Genomic DNA, 24,979 nt, shown 5'->3' with positions numbered 1-24,979 from the left:
GGGTCACTCGCTTCCGTCGGTGCTGCGGGCGATCGCCGCCAGGGGCACGCTCAGCCAGTCCGGCCGGTTCGCGTGCTCGTAGGCGACCTCGTACACCGCTTTGTCCAGTTCAAAGGCGCGGAGCAGGTCCGCGTGCTCCCGCGGGTCGCCGACCGGGCCGCCGGCGCGGGCGTACCCGGCGCAGAACGCGGCGCGGTTGCGCCGGGCCCATTCCATCGCGTGCCGGGTCACGTCCGCGTTCTCGGGCTGCCCGACGAGCCGCTGGTGCGCCGCGTAGTCGAACGACCGCAGCATGCCCGCGACGTCGCGCAGCGGCGAGCGCAGCGCGTGCCGTTCCGCGACCGGGGCGGCCGGTTCGCCTTCGAAGTCCAGCAGCAGCCATCCGTTGACGGTACGCAGCACCTGGCCCAAGTGCAGATCGCCGTGGATGTACTGCAGCGAGATCGGCGCCTCGTGCGCGCGCACCGCTTCGAACACTTCGCGCAGCGCGGGCGCGTACACGGCCAGCTCCGGGACCGCCTCGGACACCTGGTCGAGACGCTCGGTCATCGCGCGCACCGTGCGGTCCAGCTCGTCGCTGTCCGCGGGCTCGGTGCCGAGCGCGGTCGCGAGGTCCGCGTGCACCTCGGCCACCGCGGCGCCCAGCCGCTCGGCCTCGCCGGCGAAGTCGCCGCCCGCTTCCTCCGCCGACTGGTCCGGTTCGGCCAGCAGGTCCCGCACGCTCGTGGTCGCCATCGCCCACCCGTCGACCGCGTCCGGCAGGAACTCCTGCAGCATCCCCATCGTCGCCGGTTCGCCGTGCAGTTCGCCGGAGATCGAGCCGACCACGCGCGCCACGTGCTTGCACCCGGCTTTCTGCAGCGCGCGGTGCAGCAGCAGGTCTTTGTTCATGCCCGGGCTGAGCTTGCGGAACAGCTTGAGGATGTACTGCCCGCCGTACACCAGCGAGGTGTTGCTCTGCTCCGCGGTGATCGGCCGCGAACGCAGCCCGCGCTCGAGCGTCGCGTCCGGTTCCGCCGCGAACCGCAGCGGCCCGACGGACTCGCCCGCCGCCATCCGGTCGAGAAGCCCGGCGGCGAGGTCCGCGTCGCCGCTCGCCTCGTAAAGCCGGTCGCCGAGCAGCGCCGCCGACGCGACCTCGGGAATCCCGGACCGGCGGCCGATCAGCAGCTGGTAGGGCTCGGTGCGGTCGCCCTGCACCACGTCGACGACCGCGTGCACCAGCAGCGGATCCGGGCCGTCCAGCACGGTGAGGCCGGCCGGGCGGACCTCGTCGACCGGCCGGTCCTTGCCCGCGAACCAGCGCTGCGCGGGCAGCCAGTCCGGCAGCAGGGCGGCCAGCGCCCCGGACAGCTCGGACAGTTCGGACGGGGGACCGTGGTGCGACAGCGGACTCACCTCATTCTTCCGGCTCGAGCAGCTGGAACCAGTAGAACCCGTGCCCGGGCAGCGTGAGCAGGTACGGCAGCTCGCCGATGTCCGGGAAGCGCACGCCGCCGGTCAGCTCGACCGGCGTCGCGCCCTGGTGCGCGGACAGGTCCAGTTCCACCGGCTGCGGGAAACGGGACAGGTTGTTGACGCACAGCACGACGTCCTCGCGGCCGTCCGGGCGCAGCCACCGGCGCTGGTAGGCGAGCACGCTCGGGTTCGAGCCGCCGAGGTCGGTGAAATCGCCCTGGCCGAACGCGTGGTGCTGCTTGCGGACCTCGATCATCCGGCGCGTCCAGTTCAGCAGCGACGCCGCGTTGTCGGCCTGCGCCTCGACGTTAAGCGCCTGGTGCCCGTACACCGGGTCCATGATCACCGGCAGGTAGATCCGGCCCGGGTCGCAGGTGGAGAACCCGGCGTTGCGGTCGGGCGTCCACTGCATCGGCGTGCGGACGGCGTCGCGGTCGCCGAGCCAGATGTTGTCGCCCATGCCGATCTCGTCGCCGTAGTACAGCACCGGCGACCCGGGCAGCGACAGCAGCAGCGCGGTGAACAGCTCCTGCTGGTTGCGGTCGTTGTCCAGCAGCGGGGCCAGCCGCCGGCGGATGCCGATGTTGGCCTTCATCCGCGGGTCCTTGGCGTACTCGGAGTACATGTAGTCGCGCTCTTCGTCGCTGACCATCTCGAGCGTCAGCTCGTCGTGGTTGCGCAGGAAGATGCCCCACTGCGTGCCGGACGGGATCTGCGGCGTCTGCAGCAGGATCTCCGAGATCGGGAACCGCGACTCCCGGCGCACGGCCATGAAGATCCGCGGCATCAGCGGGAAGTGGAACGCCATGTGGCATTCGTCGCCGCCGGACTCCGCGTCGCCGAAGTACTCGACCACGTCGGTCGGCCACTGGTTCGCCTCGGCCAGCAGGATCCGGCCGGGGTACTCGTCGTCGACCACTTTCCGGCAGCGCTTGAGGAAATCGTGCGTGCGCGGCAGGTTCTCGCAGTTGGTGCCCTCCTGTTCGAACAGGTAGGGCACCGCGTCCAGGCGGAAGCCGTCGATGCCGATGTCCAGCCAGAATCGCAGCACGTCGATCATCGCGTCCTGCACGGCCGGGTTCTCGTAGTTCAGGTCCGGCTGGTGGGAGAAGAACCGGTGCCAGTAGAACTGGCCGCGCACCGGGTCGTAGGTCCAGTTCGACGTTTCGGTGTCGACGAAGATGATCCGCGCGTCGGCGTAGCGGGAATCGTCGTCGCTCCACACGTAGTAGTCGCCGTACGGGCCGTCCGGGTCCGAGCGCGACTGCTGGAACCACGGATGCGCGTCCGACGTGTGGTTCAGCACCAGGTCGGTGATCACCCGGATGCCGCGCCGGTGCGCCTCGTCGAGCAGGTACACGAAGTCCTCGACGCTGCCGAATTCCGGCAGCACGGCACGGAAATCGCTGATGTCGTACCCGCCGTCGCGCAGCGGCGAGGCGTAGAACGGCGGCAGCCACAGGCAGTCCACGCCGAGCCAGGCGAGGTAGTCGAGCCGGCCGGCCAGCCCGCGCAGGTCGCCGGTGCCGTCGCCGTTCGAATCGGCGAACGCGCGCACCAGCACCTCGTAGAACACCGCGCTCTTGAACCATTCCGGGTCCTTCGGCGCCGCGTGCGCGTGCGCGAAGTCGTCCGCCTGCGGCTCGACCAGCATGCCGTCGGCGGTCATCGCCTCCCCGGTGTGCGGCACGTCCGCCAGTCCCGCCGCGGCGCCGGGCCGGCTCTCCTCGTCCATCCGTTCCACCTTGTCGTGAGTTTGCCGGTGCTGAATACGGTTATCCCGATCCGCTCCGGGATAACCACTCGTGTCGAAGAAGCCGTCAGGCCGCGAGCCTGCGGCGCAGCGCCACGATGTGCGCGACCGCCCGCCACGGTTCGAGCCGGACGAAGTTCGCCTGGCCCCAGTCCCACGTCTCGCCGGTGACCTCGTCGTGCGCGATGAGCCGTTCGGACCAGTCGAAGCCGAGCGACGGCAGGTCGAGCCAGAGCGTGCCCTCCTGCGCGTTGTGCGGGTCGAGGTTCACCACCGCGACGACCGTGTCCCCGGTCGCCGGGTCCTGTTTGGAGTAGGCGAGCAGCGCGTCGTTGTCGATGTGGTGGAAGCGCAGCGACCGCATGCCCTGCAGCGCCGGGTGCGCGCGGCGGACGGCGTTGAGCCGGGTCAGCCACGGTTCCAGCGAACGGCCCTCGGCGAGCGCGCGGGCGAAATCGCGCGGGCGCAGCTGGTACTTCTCCGAGTCGAGGTACTCCTCGCTGCCCGGCCGCACCGCCTCGGATTCGAACAGTTCGTAGCCGGAGTACACGCCCCAGGTCGGCGACATCGTCGCGGCGAGCGCGGCGCGCAGCGCGAACATGCCCGGACCGCCGTGCTGCAGCGATTCGTGCAGGATGTCCGGAGTGTTGACGAACAGGTTCGGCCGTCCGTGGTCCCAGTGCGCGACGAGGTCCGTGCCGAACTCGATCAGCTCTTCTTTCGTCGTGCGCCAGGTGAAGTACGTGTAGCTCTGCGTGAAGCCGAGTTTCGCCAGCCCCCACAGCCGGGCCGGACGGGTGAACGCCTCGGCGAGGAACAGCACGTCCGGATGCGCGTCCTTCACCGACTGGATCAGCCACGCCCAGAAGTCCGGCGGCTTGGTGTGCGGGTTGTCGACCCGGAAGATCCGCACCCCGTGCGACACCCAGTGCAGCACGACGCGCAGCACCTCGTCGTAGATGCCGCGCGGGTCGTTGTCGAAGTTGACCGGGTAGATGTCCTGGTACTTCTTCGGCGGGTTCTCCGCGTACGCAATGGTGCCGTCCGGGCGGGTGGTGAAGAACTCCGGGTACTTGACCACCCACGGGTGGTCCGGCGCGGCCTGCAGCGCGAGGTCGAGCGCGACCTCGAGGCCGAGTTCCTCCGCGCGCGCCACGAACGAGTCGAAGTCCTCGATCGTGCCCAGCTGCGGGTGGATCGCGTCGTGCCCGCCCTCGTCGGCTCCGATCGCCCACGGCGAGCCGACGTCGTCCGGCGTCGCGTCCAGAGTGTTGTTGGGGCCCTTGCGGTTCACCCGTCCGATGGGGTGCACCGGCGGCAAGTAGACGACGTCGAAGCCCATGCCCGCGATGCGGTCCAGCTCGCGCTCGGCGGTGGCGAAGGTGCCGTGCACCGCGCGGCCCTGCGCGTCGACCCCGCCGGTGGAGCGGGGGAAGAATTCGTACCAGGAACCGAAAGCCGCGCGCTTGCGGTCGACCCACAGCTTCAGCGTGCGGCCCTTGGTGATCAGCTCGCGCACCGGGAAGTCGTGCATGAGCTGGCGGACCTCGGGCGAGAGCGCCGGTCCGACGCGCTCGGCGAGATCGCGCTCCTCGTCGCGCAGCGCGGCCGCGGCCCCGGCGAGCAGCGGGCGCTCGGCCCGGCGCTCCGGGCGGCGCGACACGCGGTCGAGCAGCCGCGCCCCGCTCTCGAGGTCGTTGGCCAGCTCCCCCGGCCCCTGCCCGGCGGCGATCTTCACCTCGACCGCGTGCTCCCAGGTGGCCCACGGATCGCTCCACGCGTCCACGCGATAGGTCCACATGCCCTCGGCGTCGGGCACGATCACCGCGCCGAACCGGTCGAGCCCGCGGCCCTGTTCGGCCATCCGGGTCTGGCGCGCGGCGCGGTCGCCGGGACCGCGCCAGGCGACCGTCGCGGCGACCGCGTCGTGGCCCTCCCGCCAGACCGTGGCGGTGACGGGGAAATGTTCGCCTGCAACGGCTTTGGCCGGATGCCGGCCGCAGCTGACAATGGGTGCGACGTCGTCGATCCCGAGCCTGCCGGTCATGGCAATGCCCCTTTTTCACGGTGGGTGGGAGGGTGGTCGGAGTGTGCTTTCGCGAGCACGGTCAGTGTGCCTGATTCCTCCAAAGCCGTTGACAGCGGGGCCTTTTTCTGCAATTCCCGCCACCCGGTCGGGCGAAACGCGCCCATTCGGCGGAACTCCCGGACGCATTCCGGACCCCCGTCCGCAACACGCGCGCCGAATTGCGTTAACAATCGGCGGCGCGTTCCGGTGATTACCCGTGAGTATCGGGGCGGAAGTCCGGAGCGTGCGTTGCCGTCCGTGAAGGACTCCTTGGGGGAATCCGATTCCGGCAAGGAGTCCTTCACGGACCTCTGCCGGGGCGGGTTACAGCTGCGGGATCTCGACCGTGTCCCGCGGCGCGCGCAGCAACAGCAGCGACCGCGCCTCGACCGTGATCCGCGTCTTCGGCTCGAGCACGCCGGGATGGGCCGGGGTGCCGTCGGCGGTGCTGGTGTCCAAAGTGGGCTTGAAGGTCTCGCCGTACTCCGGGCCGGGCAGGACGATCTCGGCCGGTTCCGCGCCCGCGTGCAGCACCAGCAGCCACGAGTGGTCGGTGACGAGCTCGCCCTCGCGGTTGCGCGCCTGGCTGTTCGACCCGTCGATCCACATGCAGAGCGTGCGGCGGTCCTCGTCGAACCAGTCGATCTCGTCGAACTCCTCGCCGTCCGGGCGGAACCAGACGAGGTCGGGCTTGCCGGTGACCGTCGTGCGGCCCTCGAAGAACTCCGGCTGCCGCAGCGCCGGGCTGTGCGCGCGCAGCCGGATCACGCGGCGGGCGAAGTCGAGCATCGGCTCCGAGGCCTCGGTCGGGGTCCAGTCGATCCACGACGTCTCGTCGTCGAGGCAGTAGGCGTTGTTGTTGCCGTACTGGGTCCGCCACATCTCGTCGCCCGCGGCGAACATCGGCGTGCCGGTGGACAGCAGCAGCGTCGCGAACAGGTTGCGCGCCTGGCGGGTGCGCAGCGCGACGATCGCCGGGTCGTCGGTCTCGCCCTCGGCACCGTGGTTCCACGACCGGTTGTCGTTCGTGCCGTCGCGGTTGTCCTCGCCGTTGGCCTCGTTGTGCTTTTCGTTGTAGGACACCAGATCCCGCAACGTGAAGCCGTCGTGCGCGGTGACGAAGTTGATCGACTGCCACGGACGGCGCAGGTTGTGGTCGTACAGATCCGACGAGCCGGACAACCGGTACGCGAGGTCCCGCACGCCGGTCGCGCCGCGCCAGAAGTCGCGGACGGTGTCGCGGTAGCGGCCGTTCCACTCGGCCCACTGCGCGCCGAAGTCGCCGACGCGGTAGCCCTCGCCGGTCGCGTCCCACGGTTCGGCGATCAGCTTGCAGCGCGACAGCACCGGGTCGGTCGTGATCGCGGTGAGCATCGTGGATTCGCGGTCGAACATCTCGCCGCGCGGGCGGCCGAGCGTGCTCGCCAGGTCGAAGCGGAACCCGTCGACGCCCATCTCCTGCGTCCAGTACCGCAGCGAGTCGGTGACCAGCCGGACGACCGTCGGCGAACCGGCGTCGAGGGTGTTGCCGCAGCCGGTGAGGTCGGCCATGTGGCCGCGGCGGGTGTGCAGGTAGTACGCCGGGGCGTCGAGGCCGCGCAGCGAGAGCGTCGGACCGTCCGGGCCGCCTTCGCAGGTGTGGTTGAAGACGACGTCGAGCAGCACCTCGATGCCGGCCGCGTGCAGTGCCGCCACCATCGTGCGGAACTCCTCGACCTCGCGGCCCGGCTCGCTCGCGTACCCGGCGTGCGGCGCGAAGTAGCCCAGCGGCGAGTAGCCCCAGTAGTTGTGCCGTCCCGAGCGGATCAGCGCGGGCTCGTCGGCGAACGAGTGCACCGGCAGCAGTTCGACGGTCGTCACGCCGAGCCGGGTCAGATGCTCGATCGCGACCGGGTGCGCGAGGCCGAGGTACGTGCCGCGCAGCGCCTCCGGGATGAACGGATGCTGCTGGGTGAACCCCTTCACGTGCAGCTCGCAGATCACCGACTCCTCGAACGGGACCTCGGGCTTGATCCCGGTGTCCTGTCCGCCCGGCGAGGTGACGACCGACAGCGGCACGGCGCCCAATGAGTCCACAGTGGACATCGGACCGCGCTCCGGGTCGCCGGTGAAGCCCTGTGCGGCGTGCAGGCTGACGAGCTTCCCGTCGATCCGGCGCGCGTACGGGTCGACGAGGAGCTTGGCCGGGTTGCACCGGTAGCCGTGCGCCGGGTCGTACGGACCGTGCACGCGGTAGCCGTAGCGCTGCCCGACCGTGACGCCCGGGACGAGGCCGTGCCAGACGCCGAACGTGCGTTCGGTCAGTTCGATCCGCCGCTCGGACCCGTCGTCTCCGATGAGGCACACCTCGACCGCGTCGGCGACGGCGGACGTCACCGCGAACCGGACGCCGCCCGCCTCCGGGTGGGCGCCGAGCGGGAACGGGCGTCCGGCGAGAACCTGGTTGTCGGATGCGGGTCGTTGTGCCATGCGCCGATCTTTTCAAACCCGGGGCGGCGGCGGGCTCCGGCGCTTGGCTGAACTTGCCCAGGCAGGGGTGATGACCTGGGCCGACGACGCCGCCGGCAGGGGTTCCGACCCGGGCGTGCCCCGAAGCGACCCGCGACCTCGGGTTGAGGGTTTCGGGACAGTCGCTCTCCGCCGCTGCCCCGAGGTCACCCGGTAGCGACCAGGACGAACGACTCAGCGGGCAACGCCGTCGCAGCACCGCCGACTTCGGGATTCCCCCACGAAGCCAGCACCTCCCCCGCCACCGGAAGCTCGACCGGCTCCGGCCCGAAGTTGCACGCCAGCCGCAGCGCGCCCCGGTGCAGGACCAGCCACGCGTCGTCCGGCGCGGTGTCCACGACGACCCGGTCCAGCCGCGGGTCGGCGAGATCCGGGTGCTCGCGGCGAAGCCGGATCAGCGTCCGGTACAGGCCGAGGATCTCCCGGTGGCCCGGTTTGGCCGGTTCGGTCCAGTCGAGCCGCGAGCGGGCGACGGTGGCCGGGTCCATCGGGTCCGGGACGTCCGTTTCGCCCCAGCCGTGCCGGGCGAATTCGCGGCGGCGGCCGGTGCGGACGGCCTCGGCCAGCTCCGGGTCCGGGAACGACGCGAAGAACTGCCACGGCGTCTCCGCGGCCCACTCCTCGCCCATGAACAGCATCGGCGTGAACGGCGAGCAGAACACCACCGCGGCGCCGCAGGCCAGCAGGCCGGGCGAAACGGTCGCGGACAGCCGGTCGCCGGTCGCGCGGTTGCCGATCTGGTCGTGGTCCTGCAGGTAGGCCAGGAACCGGTGGCCGGGGGCGACGCGCCGGTCGAGCGGGCGGCCGTGCGTGCGCTCGCGGAACGACGACCACGTGTCGGCGTGGAAGAACGCCTCCCGGAGGGTGGTGGCCAGCGCGCCGCGCTCGGCGAAATCGGTGTAGTAACCGGTGGTTTCGCCGGTGAGCCGGACGTGCAGCGCGTGGTGCAGGTCGTCGGACCACTGCGCGTGCAGGCCGTAGCCGCCGGCGTCGCGGGTGGTGACGAGCTTCGGGTCGTTCTGGTCGGACTCCGCGATCAACGTCAGCGGGCGGTTCAGCGCGGCTGACAGCGCGTCGACCTCGGCGGACAGCTCCTCCAGCAGGTGCACGGCGCGTTTGTCGACCAGGGCGTGCACGGCGTCGAGGCGCAGGCCGTCGACGTGGAAGTCGCGCAGCCAGCCGAGGGCGTTGTCGATGACGTAACGGCGGACTTCGTCGGAACCGGGACCGTCGAGGTTCAGGCCGGCGCCCCAGTCGGTGCGGCCGGCGAAGTACGGGCCGAACCGGTCGAGGTACGCGCCGGACGGGCCGAGATGGTTGTAGACGACGTCGAGCACGACCGCGAGCCCGCGCGCGTGACAGGCGTCGACCAGGCGTTTCAGCCCGTCCGGGCCGCCGTAGGGTTCGTGCGCCGCGCCCCAGAGGACGCCGTCGTAGCCCCAGCCTGCGGTGCCGTCGAAGGAGTTCACCGGCAGCAGTTCGACGTGCGTGACGCCGAGGTCGACGAGGTGCCCGAGCCGGTCGATGACCGCGTCGAACGTGCCTGCCTCGGTGAAGGTGCCGACGTGCAGTTCGTAGACCACCCCGCCGGGCAGCTGCCGTCCGGTCCACGACTGGTCGGTCCAGGCGAAGGCGGAATGGTCGTAGACGCGCGAGGCTTCGTGCACGCCGTTCGGCTGGCGCAGCGAGCGCGGGTCCGGCAGCGGACGGTCGTCGTCGCCGAGCAGGAACGCGTAGTCCGTGCCGGTGACGTCGGCCTGCCACCAGCCGTTGCCGGCGGCGGTCATCTCGTGATCGGTGCCGTCCACGCGGACGCGGACGCGCTCGGCGGACGGGGCCCATACGCGGAACATCAGGAGTCCTCCCGCACCAGCAACGCGACCGGGTACTGGTCGAACAACGCGGACGCCTGCGGGGCGTCGCCTACTCCGCGTCCGGTCAGCACGTCGGTCCATTCGCCAGCGCGCAGCGGCAGAACGGTGTCGCGCCAGCCGCCCGCACGCTCCAGTCCCAGCGGCAGCCGCGTGACCGCCACGGTCAGGCCGGCACCGCGTTCGAAGGCCAGAAGGTGTTCCGCCGCAACGCCTTCGGCGTGCAACGGCCGGTATCCGGTGAAGAGCTCCGGCCGGTCCCGGCGCAGGGTCAGCGCATGGTGCACCACCAGGAGTTTCGCCGCGCCGGTCTCGTCGATCTCCGGCTGTTCGCCCGCTTGGACGCGTTCGAGCAAGGAGCGCCGGACGTCGTAGTCGACCTTGCGGCGGTTGTCCGGGTCGACCAGCGAGTAGTCCCACAGTTCGGTGCCCTGGTAGACGTCCGGCACGCCAGGTCCGGCCAGCTGCACCAGCTTCTGCCCGAGCGAATTCGCCCAGCCCGCGCCGCGCACCCGGTTGACGAACGCCTCGACGTCCGCCGCCAGCGAAGCGTCGCCCAGCACCGCGGACGGCCACTCGGCGACGGCACGTTCGAAGTCCTCGTCGTGGTCCGTCCAGGAGGTGCGGAGTTTCGCTTCCTTCGCGGCTTTGTCGAGGTAGTCGCGGAGCCGCTCCGGCGAGATCGGCCACGCGCCCACGAGCGTCTGCCACGCCAGGAGATTCAGCGCCGGCTCGTCGATGCCGCGCGCGGCGGTCCAGCGGCGGACCGCGACGGCGAACTCGTCCGCGACCTCCGACAGCGCGGCCATCCGGGCCCGGGTGTCCTCGGACCGCTTCGTGTCGTGAGTGGTCAGCGTGGTCATCGTGGCCGGGGCCGCGGCCGCCCGGCCCGCGGCCAGGGTGTGGAATTCCCCGGCGCTCAGCCCGAAACGGTCCGGATTGCCGCCGACCTCGTTCAGCGCGGCGAACCGGGTGAACCGGTAGAACGTCGTGTCCTCGGTGCCCTTCGCGACGACCATGCCGGACGTCTGCTGGATCCGCGTCGCCAGCTCGCCGTCCGGCTCGCCGCGCACCTGGCTGTCCAGCGCGTCGAGCGCGGGGGCCAGCTCGGGCCGCCGCTTGCGCGCCCGCGCGACAGCGGTCGCCCAGTGCCCGGCCCCCTCAGGGAGGTACGAGCGGTAGACCGGGAACGCGATCATCACCTCGGCCACGGCGGCGCGGGCCGCGTCGGCGTCCACGCCCTGGAGCAGCGCGGCGATCCGGTGCACCTCGGCGACCAGGATGCCGTCGGTCACCAACCTCCGCGCGCCTTCTTCGACCGCGTGGTAGTCGGTGCGCACGCCTTGTTCGGCGGCGAGCCGGGTGAAGACCGGCGCGGCGGCCGGGTCCACGAAAACACCGGTGATCTCGCGCAGCGCGTCGTATCCGGTGGTCCCGTCGACCGGCCAGCTCTGCGGCAGCGCCTCGCCCGGGTGCAGGATCTTCTCCGCCACCAGCCACGCCCCCGGCGCGCCCTCGCGGAGCCGCCGGAAGTAGCCGCCCGGGTCGGCGAGCCCGTCCGGATGGTCCACGCGCAGGCCGGTGACGTCGCCGTCGGACACCCAGCGCAGCACCTCGCCGTGCGTTTCGGCGAACACCTCCGGCCGCTCCACGGTGACCGCGGCCAGGTTCGTGATGTCGAAGAACCGCCGGTAGTTCAGCTCCCGGTTGCCGCGCCGCCAGCCGACGAGTTCGTAATGCTGGCGCGCGTGCACTTCCCGCGGCGTGCCCTCGCCGGTGCCGGGCGCGATCGGGAACCGGTGGTCGTAGTAGACCAGTTCGTCCCCTTCGACAGTCACCTCGTCGCTGTCGTCGCCGAGCACCGGCAGCAGCAGCCTTCCCCGGCTCCAGTCGATGTCGAAAAACGGCGCGTACGGCGAATCCTGGCCATTCCGCAGCACATCCCACCACCACGAGTTCGCCTTAGGCACCTCGACCGACATGTGGTTCGGCACGATGTCCACCACAAACCCGAGCCCGGCGTCTTTCAGCCGCGCCGACAACGCCTTTCGCGCTTCCTCGCCGCCCAGTTCGCCCCGGGCGCGCGTCGGGTTGGTGACGTCGTAACCGTGCGTGGACCCGGGCGTCGCGTCGAGCATCGGCGAGCCGTACAACGCGCCGATGCCCAGCTCGTGCAAGTAGTCCATGATCGCGGCGGCGTCGGCGAAACCGAACTCCGGCCGCAGCTGTACGCGATAGGTCGAGGACGGCGTGCTCATTCGCCCTCCTTGGCGGTGCGCTGGAGCACCACGAGGGAACGCGCGGCGAGCGTGAACTTGCCGCCGCCTTCGACCGGCTCGACGTCGCTGTGCCCGACCGTGCCGGTCGCGGTGTCGACGACGACTGTCCATTCGCGACCGTAGCCGTTGCCGGGCAGAGTCATCGCGATGTCCTCCCAGTGCGCGTTGAACGCGAGCAGGAACGAATCGTCCTCCACCGGCATCCCGCGCGGGTCGAGGTCCGGAATCCCTTCCCCGTTCAGGAAAATCACCACGGACTTGCCGAACGCGTCGTCCCAGTTCTGCTCGGTCATCTCCTCGCCGGCGGGGGTGAACCAGGCGATGTCGCCCAGCTCCTCCCCCTTGCGCACCGGTTTGCCCTGGAAGAACCGGCGGCGGCGGAACACCGGATGCGCCTTGCGGAACGCGGTCAGCGCGGCGGTGAACTCGACCAGGTCCGAGTTCTCCGCGGCGAGTTCCCAGTCCATCCAGGACAGTTCGGTGTCCTGGCAGTAGGCGTTGTTGTTGCCCTGCTGGGTGCGGCCGAGTTCATCGCCGTGCAGCAGCATCGGCACGCCTTGCGACAGCAGGAGCGTGGCGAGCAGGTTCCGGCGCTGCCGTGCGCGCAGCGCGAGGACCTCTTTGTCGTCGGTCGGGCCTTCGACGCCGCAGTTCCACGACCGGTTGTCGTCCGCGCCGTCGCGGTTGTCCTCGCCGTTGGCCTCGTTGTGCTTTTCGTTGTAGGACACCAGGTCGGTGAGCGTGAAACCGTCGTGCGCGGTGACGAAGTTGATCGACGCGAACGGGCGGCGGCCGTCGTCCTGGTACAGATCCGACGAACCGGTGATCCGCGACGCGAACTCGCCCAGCGTGGACGGTTCGCCGCGCCAGAAATCGCGCACCGTGTCGCGGTACTGCCCGTTCCATTCGGTCCACAGCGGAGGGAAGTTGCCGACCTGGTAGCCGCCGGGCCCGACGTCCCACGGTTCGGCGATCAGCTTGACCTGGCTCACGATCGGGTCCTGCTGCACGAGGTCGAAGAACGTCGACAGCCGGTCGACGTCGTAGAACTCGCGGGCCAGCGCCGAGGCGAGGTCGAACCGGAAGCCGTCCACGTGCATTTCGGTCACCCAGTACCGCAGCGAGTCCATGATCAGCTGCAGCGTGTGCGGGCTGCGCACGTTGAGCGAGTTCCCGGTGCCGGTGTAGTCCATGTAGTACTGCGGATCGTCCTCGACCAGGCGGTAGTACGCCTCGTTGTCGATGCCGCGCATGGACAGCGTCGGGCCGAGGTGGTTGCCCTCGGCGGTGTGGTTGTAGACCACGTCGAGGATCACCTCGATGCCGGCCTCGTGCAGGGCACGGACCATGCCCTTGAACTCCTGGACCTGCCCGCCCTGGCCCTGCATCGCGGCGTACGCGTCGTGCGGCGCGAAGTAGCCGATCGTGTTGTAGCCCCAGTAGTTGCGCAGGCCCTTTTCGTCGAGGCCGTGGTCGGTGACGAACTGGTGCACCGGCATCAGCTCCACCGTGGTCACGCCGAGCTTCTGCAGGTGCTCGACGATCGCCGGGTGCGCCAGCCCGGCGTACGTGCCGCGCAGCCGCTCGGGCACGAACGGATGCGTCATCGTCATGCCGCGCACGTGCGTTTCGTAAATGACCGTTTCGTGGTACGGCACCCCGGGAGCCCGGTCGTTGGCCCAGTCGAAGAACGGGCTCACCACGAGCGAATACGGAACGTGGCCCGCCGAATCGTCCTCGTTGAACTGCTCCGGGTCGTCGAAGCGGTAGCTGAACAGCGCCTCGGACCAGTCGACGCCGCGGGACAGCGCCTTGGCGTACGGGTCGATCAGCAGCTTGCTCGGATTGCAGCGCTGGCCGCGGCTCGGGTCGTACGGTCCGTGCACGCGGAATCCGTACCGCTGTCCGGGGCCGACGCCGAGCAGGTAGCCGTGGTGGACGAAGCCGTCGACTTCCTCCAGCCGCGAGCGGGTCTCGTTGCCCTCCTCGTCGAACAGGCAGAGATCGACGTGCTCGGCGACCTCGGAGAACAGCGCGAAGTTCGTCCCCACGCCGTCGTAGGTCGCGCCGAGCGGGTAGGGCTTTCCGGGCCAGGGCCGCACAGGGCTTCTCCTTGGGCATCGGTTTTCGTTGTCCGGACGGGCTTTTCGAGCGTTCAGCGCAGCGGGCGCGCGGCGGCGAGCGGGGCGATCGCCGCCCGCACCCGCGGGTCGGCGAAGAACCCGTCGACGGTGACGGGAAGGGGGATGCGCCAGTTAGGGTACTCATCCACCGTGCCCGGCAGGTTCGGCTGGCGCCGTTCGCCGACGACGTCCGCGGGGGCGGTGAGCACGAGCCGCGACGCCGCCGAGGCGAGCAGCGCGTGCAAGGCGACCACCAAGTCGTCGTCCGGAATTCCTTCGCCGGCAACCAGTTCGAGCAGCGCCTTCCGCTCCGCCGCCGCCTCGGCGTACTCCTGCTCCGCCGGACGGTCGAGCTGGCCGAGCTCGGCGCGGACCCGGACGTGCTCGGCCTCGAGCCAGCCGGAGACGGTCGGCAGGTCGTGCGTCGAAATGCTGGCCATCGCGTCCGGATCCCAGCGGTCCGGGCGGACGAACGGCGTGCCGGGCGCGTCCCAGTCGCGCTGGAACCACAGCACCGCGGAGCTGAGCAGGCCGCGTTCGTGCATGGTTTCGGTGACGGTGTCCTCGACGGTGCCGAGGTCCTCCCCCACCACGACCGCGCCCGCGCGGTGCGCTTCCAGCGCGAGCACGCCGAGCATCGCTTCGGCGTCGTAGTGCACGTACGTGCCGCGACCAGCCGGTTCGCCCGGCGGAATCCACCACAATCGCCACATCCCGGCGACGTGGTCCACCCGGATGCCGTCGGCGTGCTTCACCACTCCGCGCACGACGTCGCGGAACGGCGCGTACCCGGCTTCGGCGAGCCGGTCCGGCCGCCACGGCGGCAGATTCCAGTCCTGGCCCTGCTGGTTGAACGCGTCCGGCGGCGCGCCGACCCGCACCTGCGCGGCGAACACGTCCCGCAGCGCCCAGGTGTCCGCGCCGCCGGGATGCACCCCGACCGGCAGATCGTGCACGACACCGACCGGCATGCCCGCTTCGCGCGCGGCGCGGCGGACGTTGTCGAGCTGCTCGTGACAGAGCTGCTGCAGCCAGCCGTGGAACTCGATCCGCTCGGCCAGCTCCTCGCGAGCGGCGGCCACCTCGGCGCTGCCGGGATCGCGCAACGGCTCGGGCCACTCGCGCCAGTCGCTGCCGTGCACCTCGGCGAGCGCGCCGAACGCGGCGAAATCGCGAAGGTCGTCGTCCAGTTCGACCGGGCGCGGATGGTGCGGGCGCAGCAGGTCGAGCGCGGCGCGTTTGGCGGTCCACACGGCGTCGTAGTCGATCAGCTCGCCGATCGGATCCGGCGCGAGCGCCCGCACCCGCCGCTGGGTGTCTTCGTCGGCGCGGGCGAACGCTTCGGTGTCGGTCACCCGCAGGTACAGCGGGTTCGCGAACCGGCGGCTGGACGGCGAATACGGCGACCGCTCGACCGGATGCGCCGGGCTGATCGCTTGCACCGGGTTGACGAGCAGCACGCCCGCGCCCAGTTCGGCGGCCGACCGGGACGCCATTTCGGCGAGATCGCCGAAATCGCCCATCCCCCACGACTCGCCGGAGTGCAGCGCGTAGAGCTGCAGCATCCAGCCCCACGCGGGCGGCACCGCGGGCAGCCGCTCCGGGACAACAGCCAGCGTGACCTGTTGCTCAGCGGTCACGATCCGGTGCCAGCCCAGCGGAAGGTCAGCCGGAAGTGTGGTGCCGACGTCACGCACGGTGCCGTCTTCGAGTTCGACGGTGGCGGCTCGGCCGAGTTCGCGCTCTTGCCCGGCACGCACCACGACAGTCGGCGGGAGCGCTTGCGACGCGCGGGCTTCTCGCACCGCGGCCAATTCGCGCTGAATTGCTTGCGGAGTACTGGCGTCGACGTCGAGCTGCGCCAATACCGCGATCACGACGTCAGGATCGACCTGCACTTCGACGTGGTCGGCGTTTTCGTAGCGGGTGGCGACTCCGTGGGCGGCGGCCAGTTCGGCCAGCTCCGGGGTCACGCTTCGGTCCGGGGAACGGGAATGCGCACCGGACCAGTGTCCCGGGCGGTGCCGCGCGGCGCCATTCGCCTCGCCGCCGCAGACGGGCGAAGCGGTGACCGGCCGGTCGGGGGGCGTGCCGGCCGGTCACCGCCACACGAAACAAGAGGGAAGGCGTTCGCCGGAATGACGCGCGACGGCCGAGTTCACCCGTTCAGGCGCTCTTCGCTCTTTCAGCGCGCGGTCCCCGCCGGAAGGAGGTAGCGCTGTCCGAAGTGGACGCCGCTCAGGTCCCGGCCAGCTGCCCGAGCTTCCCGGCGAGCCGGTCCAGCCACGCTTCGACCTCGCTCGGGGAGCGGTCCGGCAGGCCGAACACGACCTCGGTCACGCCCGCCTCCTCGAGCCGGGCCAGCCCTTCCGGATCCGGGCGCGGGCCGAGCGCGATCACCTCCGGCTCGCCCTCGCGGCCTTCCTCGCGCCAGATCTCGCGCAGCTGCGCGACTTTCGCGGCGATGTCGCCTTCGGCCGGCGTGGTGAGCCAGCCGTCGCCGTGGCGCGCGATCCAGCGGAACGTGCGCTCCGTGCCGCCCGCGCCGACGACCACCGGCACCTTGGCCTGCACCGGTTTCGGCCACGCCCAGCTCGGCCCGAACTCCACGAACTCGCCCGCGTAGCTCGCCTCTTCCTCGGTCCACAGCGCGCGCATCGCCTCGAGGTACTCGCGCAGGGCCGTCCGCCGCCGCTTCCCCGGCACGCCGTGGTCGGCGAGTTCGTCGGTGTTCCAGCCGAAGCCGACGCCGAGCGTGACCCGGCCGCCGGACAGGTGGTCCAGCGTCGCGACGGTCTTGGCGAGCGTGATCGGGTCGCTTTCCACCGGCAGCGCCACCGCGGTCGCCAGCCGGATCGTCGAGGTCACCGGCACCGCGCTGGCCAGCGCGACCCACGGGTCGAGCGTGCGCAGATAGCGGTCGTCCGGCAGCGAAGAGTCGCCGGTCCGCGGATGCGGGGCGTCGCGCCGGACCGGGATGTGGGTGTGTTCGGGCACGTAGAACGTCGCGAATCCGGCCTCTTCCGCGGCCTGCGCGGCCGCCGCCGGGGAGATGCCCCGGTCGCTGGTGAACAGCACGATCCCGTATCTCACCCGGGCGACATTATTAGAACGTGTTTCAGTTTGCAACGGCCGCCGCGCGCGGGCGATTAATCCTGGGAAAACCCGGGCTTGACGGCGCCCCTGGCCGGGTACTCCACTGGTACTTGCGATCACCGGCCCGTCCTGCCCGAGGAGGGGATCATGCTGCCCTATCGCGACCGCAGCGCCCTGCGGAAGATCGAAGAGGAACTCGCCGCGAGCGACCCCGTGTTCGCCGCGACGCTGAGCCAAGGCGTGCCGCCCGCGGAATCCCGGCGGTGGCAGAAGATCCTCGTCCTCGCCGAGGTCACCGTCGCGCTGATGCTGGTGTTCGGCCTGATGGGCGGCGAGACGGGCTGGTTCCTGTGGGGCCTGCTCGCCGCGCCGCTGCTGGTCTGGACGCACCGGACCATGCTGCGGAGCCGTCGCGAGGGCGCGGCTGACGACCAGCCGTGACGCTCAGCGCCCGGCAGCGCGCTCGAGCAGCGGAGTGAGCCGGTACGGCACCATTTCGCGCATGACGAGCGCGTTGTTGGTGCGCTCGACGCCGGGGATTTCCAGGATTTCCCCGGCGATCCGGTACAGGTCGTCGGCGTCGGTCGCCACCACGTGCACCAGAAGGTCCTGCGCGCCGGTCAATCCGCGCACCTGCAGCACCTCCGGCACCGCGGCGAGCGCGCGGCCGACTTCGTCCAGCAACCGCTGCCGTGCCTGCACCGTCACGAACGCGGTGAGCGGGTAGCCGAGCGCGGCCGGGTCGATCCGGTGTTCGGGCGAGCGCAGCGCGTCGCCCTGTTCGAGGCGGGCGAGCCGGCTCTGCACGGTGTTGCGGGACAGGCCGAGTTCGTCGGCGAGCGCGACCGCGGTGGCGCGCGGGGCACGGCCGAGCGCGAGCAGGATCCGGGCGTCGGTGGCGTCGAGCCGCTGAGTGCTGGGCATGCTGCGCAATCCTCTCCGCACCGCGCGGTGCTGACTTGGGCGTTCTGCGCAATGTCGAACGCGCTTGTTGTGCACTCTACCCAGCTCTGCTGGACTGGCCTGAACTTTCCGCCCAAGAAAGGTCCGATCCTTCGTGAGCAGCGCCGCCCCCGAACGCCTTCCGGACAACGACACGGTGACCGTCCTGCGCGAGGTGCAGGACCGGGTGCTGTGGCTGTCGACCGCGATCATCGACCACGCGAACCGGGTGCGGCCCAATCCGACCGGGCTCAAGGTCGGCGGGCACCAGGCCTCCAGCGCCTCGATGGTGTCGATCATGACCGCGCTGTGGTTCGCCCGGCTGCGCGCGCAGGACCGGGTTTCGGTGAAGCCGCACGCCTCCCCGTGCTGCACGCGATCAACTACTTGCTCGGCGACCTCGACGAGAAGTACCTGACGACGCTGCGCGAGTTCGGCGGCCTGCAGAGCTACCCGTCGCGCTCGAAGGACCCGGACCAGGTCGACTACTCGACCGGTTCGGTCGGCATCGGCGCGACCGCGCCGATCTGGGGCGCGCTGGCGCGGCGCTACGTCGAATCGCACGGCGGCGGCGCGGGCACCGGACGGCAGTACTCCCTGGTCGGCGACGCGGAACTGGACGAGGGCGCGTGCTGGGAAGCGATTCTCGACCCGAACGTGGCCGAACTGGGCGAGGTCGTGTGGATCGTCGACCTGAACCGGCAGTCGCTCGACCGCGTGGTCCCGAACATCGGCGCGACCCGGCTGCGGGGCATGTTCGAGGCGGCCGGCTGGCAGGTGCTGACCGTGAAGTACGGACGGCTGCTGCAGGAACTGTTCGAACGGCCGGGCGGCTCGGCGCTGCGCGGGCGCATCGACGAAATGCCGAACCCGGAGTACCAGCGGCTGCTCCGCTGCACCCCAGCCCAGCTGCGCGAACGCCTGACGACGCCGGAACTGGCTCCGCTGCTGGACACGCTTGACGACGAAACGCTGCACGCCGCCATCCGCAACCTCGGCGGCCACGACCTGTCCGCGCTGCTGGACACGTTCGACGCCATCGACGACCACCGGCCGACTGTCGTTTTCGCCTACACCGTCAAGGGATTCGGCCTCGCCAGCGAAGGTCATCCGCAGAACCACTCGTCGCTGCTGACCGCCGAGCAGCTGGGTGCGCTGGCCGAACGCGTCGGGATCTCGCCGGACAACCCGTGGCAGAAGTTCCCCGAAGGCTCTGCCGCTGCCCAGCTGTGCGCTTCGACCGCCGCCCGCTTGGAACGAGAACCCGTTGAGCTGCAACCGGTTCCGGCACTGCCGTCCGACATCGGCCGCACGCCGTCCGGCCGCACCACGACGCAGGCCGCGCTCGGCCGCGCGCTGCTCGACCTGACCCGCGAAGCGCCCGAAGCCGCGGAACTCGTGGTGACGTTGTGCCCGGACGTCTCGTCCAGCACTAACCTCGGCGGCTGGGTCAACAAGGTCGGCGTGTGGTCGCCGCAGGAGCGCGTCGACTGGTTCGCCGACGACCCGGAGACGATCCTGCACTGGCGCGAGCGGCCCAGCGGACAGCATCTGGAACTGGGCATCGCCGAGGTGAACCTGGTGAGCGCGCTCGGCGAACTGGGCACGACGTGGTCGCGCTGGGGCCGTCCCCTGCTGCCGATCGGGGTGCTTTACGACCCGTTCGTGGAGCGCGCGCTGGAACCGTGGTCGTTCGGCATCTACGGCGGCGGACAGTCCATTTTGGTCGGCACGCCGTCGGGCGTCACGCTCGCGCCCGAGGGCGGTGCGCACCAGTCGGTGACCACGCCGTCGGTCGGGCTGGAACAGCCGGGTTGCGTGACGTACGAACCCGCGTTCGCGTTGGACGTCGAGTGGACCCTGCTCGCGTCGCTGGCCCGGCTCGGTCGCCCCGATGGGACTTCCGCGTACCTGCGCCTGTCGACCCGTCCGGTGGACCAGAGCCTGGCCGCGGTGCCTTCTGATCCGGCCGCGCGAGAACGCCGCCGCCGTCAGGTCGTGGCGGGCGCGTACCCGATCCGCACCGCCGCGGTGGCGCGTCCGGACGTCACGCTGGTGACGATGGGCGCGATGGTCACCGAGGCGCTGGAAGCCGCCGACCGGCTGGACGCGCTGGGCAAGCACGCCGACGTCGTGTGCGTGACGAGCCCCGGCCTGCTGTTCCGCGCCGTGCAGGCGCGAGCGGGTCAGGACACCGCCGACACGTGGATCCTGGAATCGGCATTGCCGTCCGAACGGTCCGCGCCGATGGTGACGGTCCTCGACGGGCACCCGCACACGCTGGCCTTCCTGGCGAACGTCCACCGCGTGCGGGCAGCCCACCTGGGCGTGACGCGGTTCGGGCAGTCAGGCGATCTGGAGAGCGTGTACCGGCACCACGGGATCGACGCGGACAGCATCATCCAGGCCGCGCTGGACGTGGCGGACTGATCGAAGCGGCCGGGACTCCGGGTCCCGGCCGTTTCTCAGTCACCGATCCGGATCAGCGAACGAGCACCTTCGCCGCGCCGCATCCGGTCGAACGCCTCGCCGACCTCGTCGAGCGAAATCCGGTGCGTCACCAAGGTTTCCAAGTCCAACGCGCCAGAACGGACCTCGTCGGCGAGAACCGGGATGTCGAGATCCGGGTCGGACGCGCCGTAGACGGTGCTGGTGAGCGTGCGGGCGAAGTGGAAGATCTCCAGCGGGTTCAGCACGACCTGCTGGTCCTTCCGCCCGACGCCGACCACCGTGCACTGCCCGCCGCGGCGCACCGAACTCCACGCGGCGCGGATCGTCGCCGCCGCACCGACGCATTCGAAGGCGTGGTCCGCGCCGCGCCCCTCGGTCAGCCCGCGCACCTGCTTGGCGAGTTTGTCGTCGCTCACCAGGAAATCCGTCGCACCGGCCGCGCGGGCGAGCGCTTCCTTCTCCGGTGCCAGATCGGCCGCGATGATCTGCCCGGCACCCGCGAGCTTCGCCCCGAGCACCACGCACAACCCGATCCCGCCGAGACCGAGCACGAGCACGCTCTGTCCTTTTCGGACCTTCGCGGTGTTGCGCACCGCGCCGACCCCGGTGAGCACCGCGCAGCCCATCAACGCGGCCAGATCGAGCGGCACGCCGTCCGGCAGCGGCACGACGGATCGCCCGGGCAGCACGGTTTCCTCGGCGAATCCGCCGACGCCCAGCAGCACATTGAGCGGCTGCCCGTCCAGCTCCCCGCGCGGCAGCGTGGTCACGCCCTCGATCGCCGAACACAGCCAGGGCTCCCCGGCCAGGCAGAACCAGCATTCCCGGCACGCGGCGGCCCAGTTCAGGACCACCCGGTCCCCCGGCCGCACGTGCGCGACTTCGCTGCCGACCTCCGCCACCACGCCGGACGCCTCGTGTCCCGGCACGAACGGGTACTGCGGGCGCAGCGTTCCGTCCACCATGGACAGATCGGAATGGCACACCCCGGCGGCCGCGACCCGTACCCGCACGTCCTCCGGCCCGACCGGAGGCAGCACGATGTCGCAGACTTCCGGACGCCCGCCCTGCTCGCGCACGACCACGGCTTTGACCACGATGTCTTCTCCTCGATGCCGGGCTAGAGCTGGATGGATTTGAGTTCGGTGAACTCGTCGAGCGCGGCCCGGCCCATCTCGCGGCCGACACCGGACTGCTTGTAGCCGCCGAACGGGGCCAGCGGGTTGAAAGCCCCGCCGTTCACGTCGATCTGCCCGGTCCGGACCTTGCGCGCGAAAGCCAGCGCGCGGTCCCGGTCCGCCGACCACACCGCGCCGTGCAGGCCGTAGCGGGAGTTGTTCGCGATCCGCAGCGCGTCCTCCTCGTCGTCGAACGGGATGATCGACAGGACCGGGCCGAAGATCTCCTCCTGCGCGATCGTCGAATCCGGGTCGACGCCCGCGAAAACCGTCGGTGCGACGAAGTACCCTGTGTCAGCAGGAGCTTCGACGCCGCCAGTCACCAGAGTCGCGCCTTCGGCGATGCCCTTTTCGATGTAGCCGCGCACCCGGTCGCGCTGCGCCGCCGAGACGAGCGGGCCGAGTTTCGTCTTGGGGTCCAACGGATCGCCCGTCGTGAACCCTTCGGCGAACGTCTTCGCGAGCGCAGCCGCTTCGTCGTGCTTTTCGCGCGGGACAAGCATGCGCGTCCACGCCGTGCAGGTCTGGCCGCCGTTGAGGAACGCGTTGGAGACACCGACCTTGACGGCCGTCGCCAGGTCCGCGTCGTCGAGGATCACGTTGGCGGACTTGCCGCCCAGCTCCAGCGTGACGCGCTTGACCGTGCGCGCCGCCAGCTCCGCGACGCGGGTTCCGGCCCGCACTGACCCGGTGAACGACACGACGTCGACCTCCGGATGCGTCGCCAGCGCCTCGCCGACCTCCGGCCCGAACCCGGTGACCAGGTTGACCACGCCCGGCGGAAAACCGGCCTCGTGGATCGCGTCGAACAGCTGGTAGGCGCAGAGCGGCGCGACCTCGCTCGGTTTCACCACGACCGTGCACCCCGCTGCCAGCGCGGGCGCGATCTTGCAGGTGATCTGGTGCAGCGGGTAGTTCCACGGCGTGATCGCCGCGACCACCCCCGCCGGTTCCCGCACGATCAGCGAGTTGCCGACCTTCTCCTCGGGTTCCTCCTGGCCGAGCAGATCGACGTACGTCCGCACGTCGGTTTGCGGCAGCGCGGCCTGGATCCGCGACGCGATCCGCAGCGGCGTGCCGACGTCCTTCGCGATCGTCTCGCCGATCTCGTCGGCTCGCTTCGCCAGCCCGTCGACGAGTTTGCGCAGCAGCTCAGCGCGCTCCGCCCGGGTGGTTTCGGCCCACGCGGGAAACGCCTCGCGCGCCGCCCGGACCGCCCGGTCCACGTCGCTGGCCGTGCCCTCCGGGATGTGCGCCTGCACCCGCTCGGTGGCCGGATTTTCCACCGGGATCGTGGCTCCGCCGTCCGAACGGACCCATTCGCCGCCGATGTACAGCACGTCGCGCTCAGCCACCGAGTCTCCTTCGACCTGGGGTCACTCCTCGCGGCGGATTCTATAGAAAACGCGGCGGCTGTCTAGTGCTCCGCGAGCACGCCCTGCGCCGCGAGGAAGTCGACCAGCAGGTCCCCCGCCTCGCGGATGTGCGCCGCCATCGCTTCCCCCGCCGCTTCCGGTTTGCGCTCGTTCAGCGCGGCAAGCACCCGATCGTGGTCGTCACGGGCGAGGATCGGCCAGCCGGGGATGTCGGCGTACGCCGAGAAGGGCACGTACCGGAGCGTCAACGACAGCATCCAGGTGAACTTCGGCGCTGCGGCAGCGTGATTGACCATGCGGTGCAACGCGAAATCGGCCCGCTCGGTCGCGTCGAGGTCGCCGTCGCGGACCGTTTTCTCGATCTCGCGCTGGAGGTCGTCCAGCCGCGCCAGCCCCGCCGGATCGAAAGCTTCCGCCGCGCGCGCGGCCAGCTCGCCGGAGACGTAGGCCTGCATCGCGTAGACGTCCACGACGTCCCGGCGCGTCACCGGGATCACCCGGAATCCTCGCCCTGGGCGGAAATCCACCATGCCCTCGCCCGCGAGCGCCATCAACGCCTCGCGGACCGGGGTCGCGCTGACGCCGAGCCGCTCGGCCAGATGCTCGGTGCGCAGCCGCTCGCCGCCGCGGACCGCGCCGGTCAGGATCAGGTCGCGCACCTGCTTCGCGACCCGCGGACTCAGCCGTTCGCGCGCTTCTCCGGCCACTGTCACGAAAACTCCCCGCCAGCGTTGGATTTCCCGTCATCGTAGCCGCTCTTCGCTGCTGTGACCCCGGTCACTTTTCGTGCTGGAGAGAACCCGCGGCGGGGGTCGCCTCGACTACCCGGACGAACCCAAGCACGGGTGAACCGCAGAGTGTCCTCAGTGGACACCTCGAGGGAGGGAAACGGAATGTCAGTGAAGTCTTCGGTTCTGCGCCACGGCCGCCTGGTCGCGGGCGCGGCACTCGCCGCGGCCGTCATCGCGGGCGGAACGATCGGAGTCGCGGCGGCGGCCACCGGCGATCATCCGGCGGCACCGGTCGCCGCTGCCGCTCAGCCGCCCGCCTCCGAACAGCCCCCGGAAGGCGCCCGAGCCGTCGTGAAGGTCGACCCGAACCCGGCCACCCCCGGCGGAGAGGTCACGATCACCGGCAACTGCGGCGGCGGGAAGGGCCTGAAGAAGGTGATCGGCGGATACCCGGGTCATCAGATTCTCAAGGACGTCAAGATCGTCGACGCGAACCCGGAAGCCTTCAAGGCGACAGCGAAGTTGACGACGAAGATCGGCGACGGAGTGGGCCCGGTGATGGTCGACTGCGACGGCGAAGCAGGCGTCACCCTGCTGGTGACCCACACCCCGGCGGGCGGGTGACGATGACGAAGATCCGCGGCACCCGGGTGACCCGCCGCGGTTCGGAGGTGGTCTCCGCCAGGTAGACGTGCTTTGACGCTTGCCCGGCGCCGTCGGTTCGATGCCGTCGGTTCGATGCCGTCGGTCCGGTCGATCCCACCGGCCGGACCGACGGCAGCCGCCGACTCGTCCCGGCGACGTCAACGACCGCTCAGGCAGCCGCCGCCTCCATCCGGGAGACGACCTCGTCGGCTGTGCAACCTACTCCGCCAACGCCGAGGCGCGCCGCTTTGGCTCCGGGGGCGTAGCTCGGCTGGTCGCGCAGCAAAGAGCCCAAGCCAGTCCCGCGGGACTGACTGCCGCTGCTCCCGCCGACCCGAACCGTCGTCACCTCGGGTTCAGCGACGTCGCTCGCGCTGACCGCACAGCAAACAGCCCACGCCAGTCACCCGGGCTGGCCACCCCGACACCCGCCAACACGCACCGTCGCCACCTCGGGCTCGGAGACCGCGCTCGGGCCGACCGCACGGCAAACAGCCCAA

At 70.7% G+C, this 24,979-nt stretch carries 15 protein-coding genes and 1 pseudogene; 3 read left to right on the top strand and 13 right to left on the bottom strand.

The features are described 5' to 3' along the window. Positions 1-3: 3 nt before the first annotated feature. The 9 genes from ATK30_RS37415 to ATK30_RS37375 all read right to left on the bottom strand — a co-directional run bounded on the left by ATK30_RS37415 (position 4) and on the right by ATK30_RS37375 (position 17,153). On the bottom strand, positions 4-1,398 hold the full coding sequence (locus ATK30_RS37415) for a maltokinase N-terminal cap-like domain-containing protein (RefSeq protein ID WP_101439459.1): 1,395 nt from the start codon (positions 1,396-1,398) through the stop codon (positions 4-6). Position 1,399: 1 nt separating this feature from the next. Beyond that, complete coding sequence (gene treS / locus ATK30_RS37410) at positions 1,400-3,193, bottom strand: maltose alpha-D-glucosyltransferase (protein ID WP_101439458.1); 1,794 nt, start codon at positions 3,191-3,193, stop codon at positions 1,400-1,402. An 85-nt stretch (positions 3,194-3,278) separates the two neighbouring features. Then, a complete protein-coding gene (locus tag ATK30_RS37405; protein ID WP_101439457.1) occupies positions 3,279-5,258 on the bottom strand; it encodes an alpha-1,4-glucan--maltose-1-phosphate maltosyltransferase in 1,980 nt (659 codons plus the stop codon). Positions 5,259-5,603: 345 nt separating this feature from the next. Then, entirely contained in the window at positions 5,604-7,748 is a 2,145-nt protein-coding gene (gene glgX, locus ATK30_RS37400) for a glycogen debranching protein GlgX (protein ID WP_101439456.1), read from the bottom strand. Positions 7,749-7,933: 185 nt separating this feature from the next. Continuing rightward, positions 7,934-9,643 (bottom strand): malto-oligosyltrehalose trehalohydrolase, encoded by a 1,710-nt coding sequence (treZ, locus tag ATK30_RS37395; protein WP_101441271.1) that lies wholly within the window; start codon positions 9,641-9,643, stop codon positions 7,934-7,936. Next, a complete protein-coding gene (treY, locus tag ATK30_RS37390) occupies positions 9,640-11,916 on the bottom strand; it encodes a malto-oligosyltrehalose synthase (RefSeq protein ID WP_101439455.1) in 2,277 nt (758 codons plus the stop codon). Before treY ends, treZ begins: the two co-directional genes overlap by 4 nt. After that, positions 11,913-14,039, bottom strand: a complete 2,127-nt coding sequence (gene glgX, locus ATK30_RS37385) for a glycogen debranching protein GlgX (RefSeq protein ID WP_101439454.1) — start codon at positions 14,037-14,039, stop codon at positions 11,913-11,915. Before glgX (ATK30_RS37385) ends, treY begins: the two co-directional genes overlap by 4 nt. A gap of 53 nt (positions 14,040-14,092) precedes the next feature. Further along, positions 14,093-16,033 carry a 4-alpha-glucanotransferase gene (gene malQ, locus ATK30_RS37380; RefSeq protein ID WP_101439453.1) on the bottom strand — a complete coding sequence of 647 codons (1,941 nt, stop codon included), beginning with the start codon at positions 16,031-16,033 and terminating at the stop codon, positions 14,093-14,095. Between the two features lie 265 nt (positions 16,034-16,298). Beyond that, a complete protein-coding gene (locus tag ATK30_RS37375; protein ID WP_101439452.1) occupies positions 16,299-17,153 on the bottom strand; it encodes an LLM class F420-dependent oxidoreductase in 855 nt (284 codons plus the stop codon). 150 nt (positions 17,154-17,303) lie between these two features. Here ATK30_RS37375 and ATK30_RS37370 point away from each other — a divergent pair, with 150 nt between their 5' ends. Then, the gene (locus ATK30_RS37370) at positions 17,304-17,597 is read left to right on the top strand and encodes a DUF3040 domain-containing protein (protein ID WP_101439451.1); all 294 of its coding nucleotides are present in this window, start codon (positions 17,304-17,306) and stop codon (positions 17,595-17,597) included. A gap of 3 nt (positions 17,598-17,600) precedes the next feature. On the opposite strand, the gene ATK30_RS37365 is transcribed toward ATK30_RS37370, so the two are convergent. Next, a complete protein-coding gene (locus ATK30_RS37365) occupies positions 17,601-18,080 on the bottom strand; it encodes an Lrp/AsnC family transcriptional regulator (protein ID WP_101439450.1) in 480 nt (159 codons plus the stop codon). Between the two features lie 175 nt (positions 18,081-18,255). Here ATK30_RS37365 and ATK30_RS37360 point away from each other — a divergent pair. After that, positions 18,256-20,528 (top strand): annotated as a pseudogene (locus ATK30_RS37360) (transketolase-like TK C-terminal-containing protein). A 35-nt stretch (positions 20,529-20,563) separates the two neighbouring features. Here ATK30_RS37360 and ATK30_RS37355 read toward each other — a convergent pair. From ATK30_RS37355 to ATK30_RS37345, 3 genes are all read right to left on the bottom strand, one after another. Further along, positions 20,564-21,646, bottom strand: coding sequence for an alcohol dehydrogenase catalytic domain-containing protein (locus ATK30_RS37355; RefSeq protein ID WP_101439449.1), 1,083 nt, complete (start codon positions 21,644-21,646; stop codon positions 20,564-20,566). Between the two features lie 23 nt (positions 21,647-21,669). Continuing rightward, positions 21,670-23,082 (bottom strand): aldehyde dehydrogenase family protein, encoded by a 1,413-nt coding sequence (locus ATK30_RS37350; protein ID WP_101439448.1) that lies wholly within the window; start codon positions 23,080-23,082, stop codon positions 21,670-21,672. 62 nt (positions 23,083-23,144) lie between these two features. Continuing rightward, positions 23,145-23,816 carry a GntR family transcriptional regulator gene (locus ATK30_RS37345; protein WP_158242554.1) on the bottom strand — a complete coding sequence of 224 codons (672 nt, stop codon included), beginning with the start codon at positions 23,814-23,816 and terminating at the stop codon, positions 23,145-23,147. A gap of 180 nt (positions 23,817-23,996) precedes the next feature. Between ATK30_RS37345 and ATK30_RS37340 the strand changes: the two genes are divergently transcribed. Next, entirely contained in the window at positions 23,997-24,458 is a 462-nt protein-coding gene (locus tag ATK30_RS37340; RefSeq protein ID WP_208637520.1) for a hypothetical protein, read from the top strand. The last annotated feature ends 521 nt before the right edge of the window (positions 24,459-24,979 follow it).

The sequence above is a fragment of the Amycolatopsis echigonensis genome (assembly GCF_002846615.1).
GTDB classification, from domain to species: Bacteria; Actinomycetota; Actinomycetes; order Mycobacteriales; family Pseudonocardiaceae; genus Amycolatopsis; species Amycolatopsis echigonensis.
This window is presented reverse-complemented; position numbering and strand designations above follow the sequence as displayed.

Bases quoted from the DNA above. Each gene is read 5' to 3' on its own strand.
- treS (WP_101439458.1), bottom strand. From the start codon at position 3,193: ATGGACGAGGAGAGCCGGCCCGGCGCCGCGGCGGGACTGGCGGACGTG.
- ATK30_RS37405 (WP_101439457.1), bottom strand. From the start codon at position 5,258: ATGACCGGCAGGCTCGGGATCGACGACGTCGCACCCATTGTCAGCTGC.
- glgX (WP_101439456.1), bottom strand. From the start codon at position 7,748: ATGGCACAACGACCCGCATCCGACAACCAGGTTCTCGCCGGACGCCCG.
- treY (WP_101439455.1), bottom strand. From the start codon at position 11,916: ATGAGCACGCCGTCCTCGACCTATCGCGTACAGCTGCGGCCGGAGTTC.
- ATK30_RS37370 (WP_101439451.1), top strand. From the start codon at position 17,304: ATGCTGCCCTATCGCGACCGCAGCGCCCTGCGGAAGATCGAAGAGGAA.
- ATK30_RS37365 (WP_101439450.1), bottom strand. From the start codon at position 18,080: ATGCCCAGCACTCAGCGGCTCGACGCCACCGACGCCCGGATCCTGCTC.
- ATK30_RS37340 (WP_208637520.1), top strand. From the start codon at position 23,997: ATGTCAGTGAAGTCTTCGGTTCTGCGCCACGGCCGCCTGGTCGCGGGC.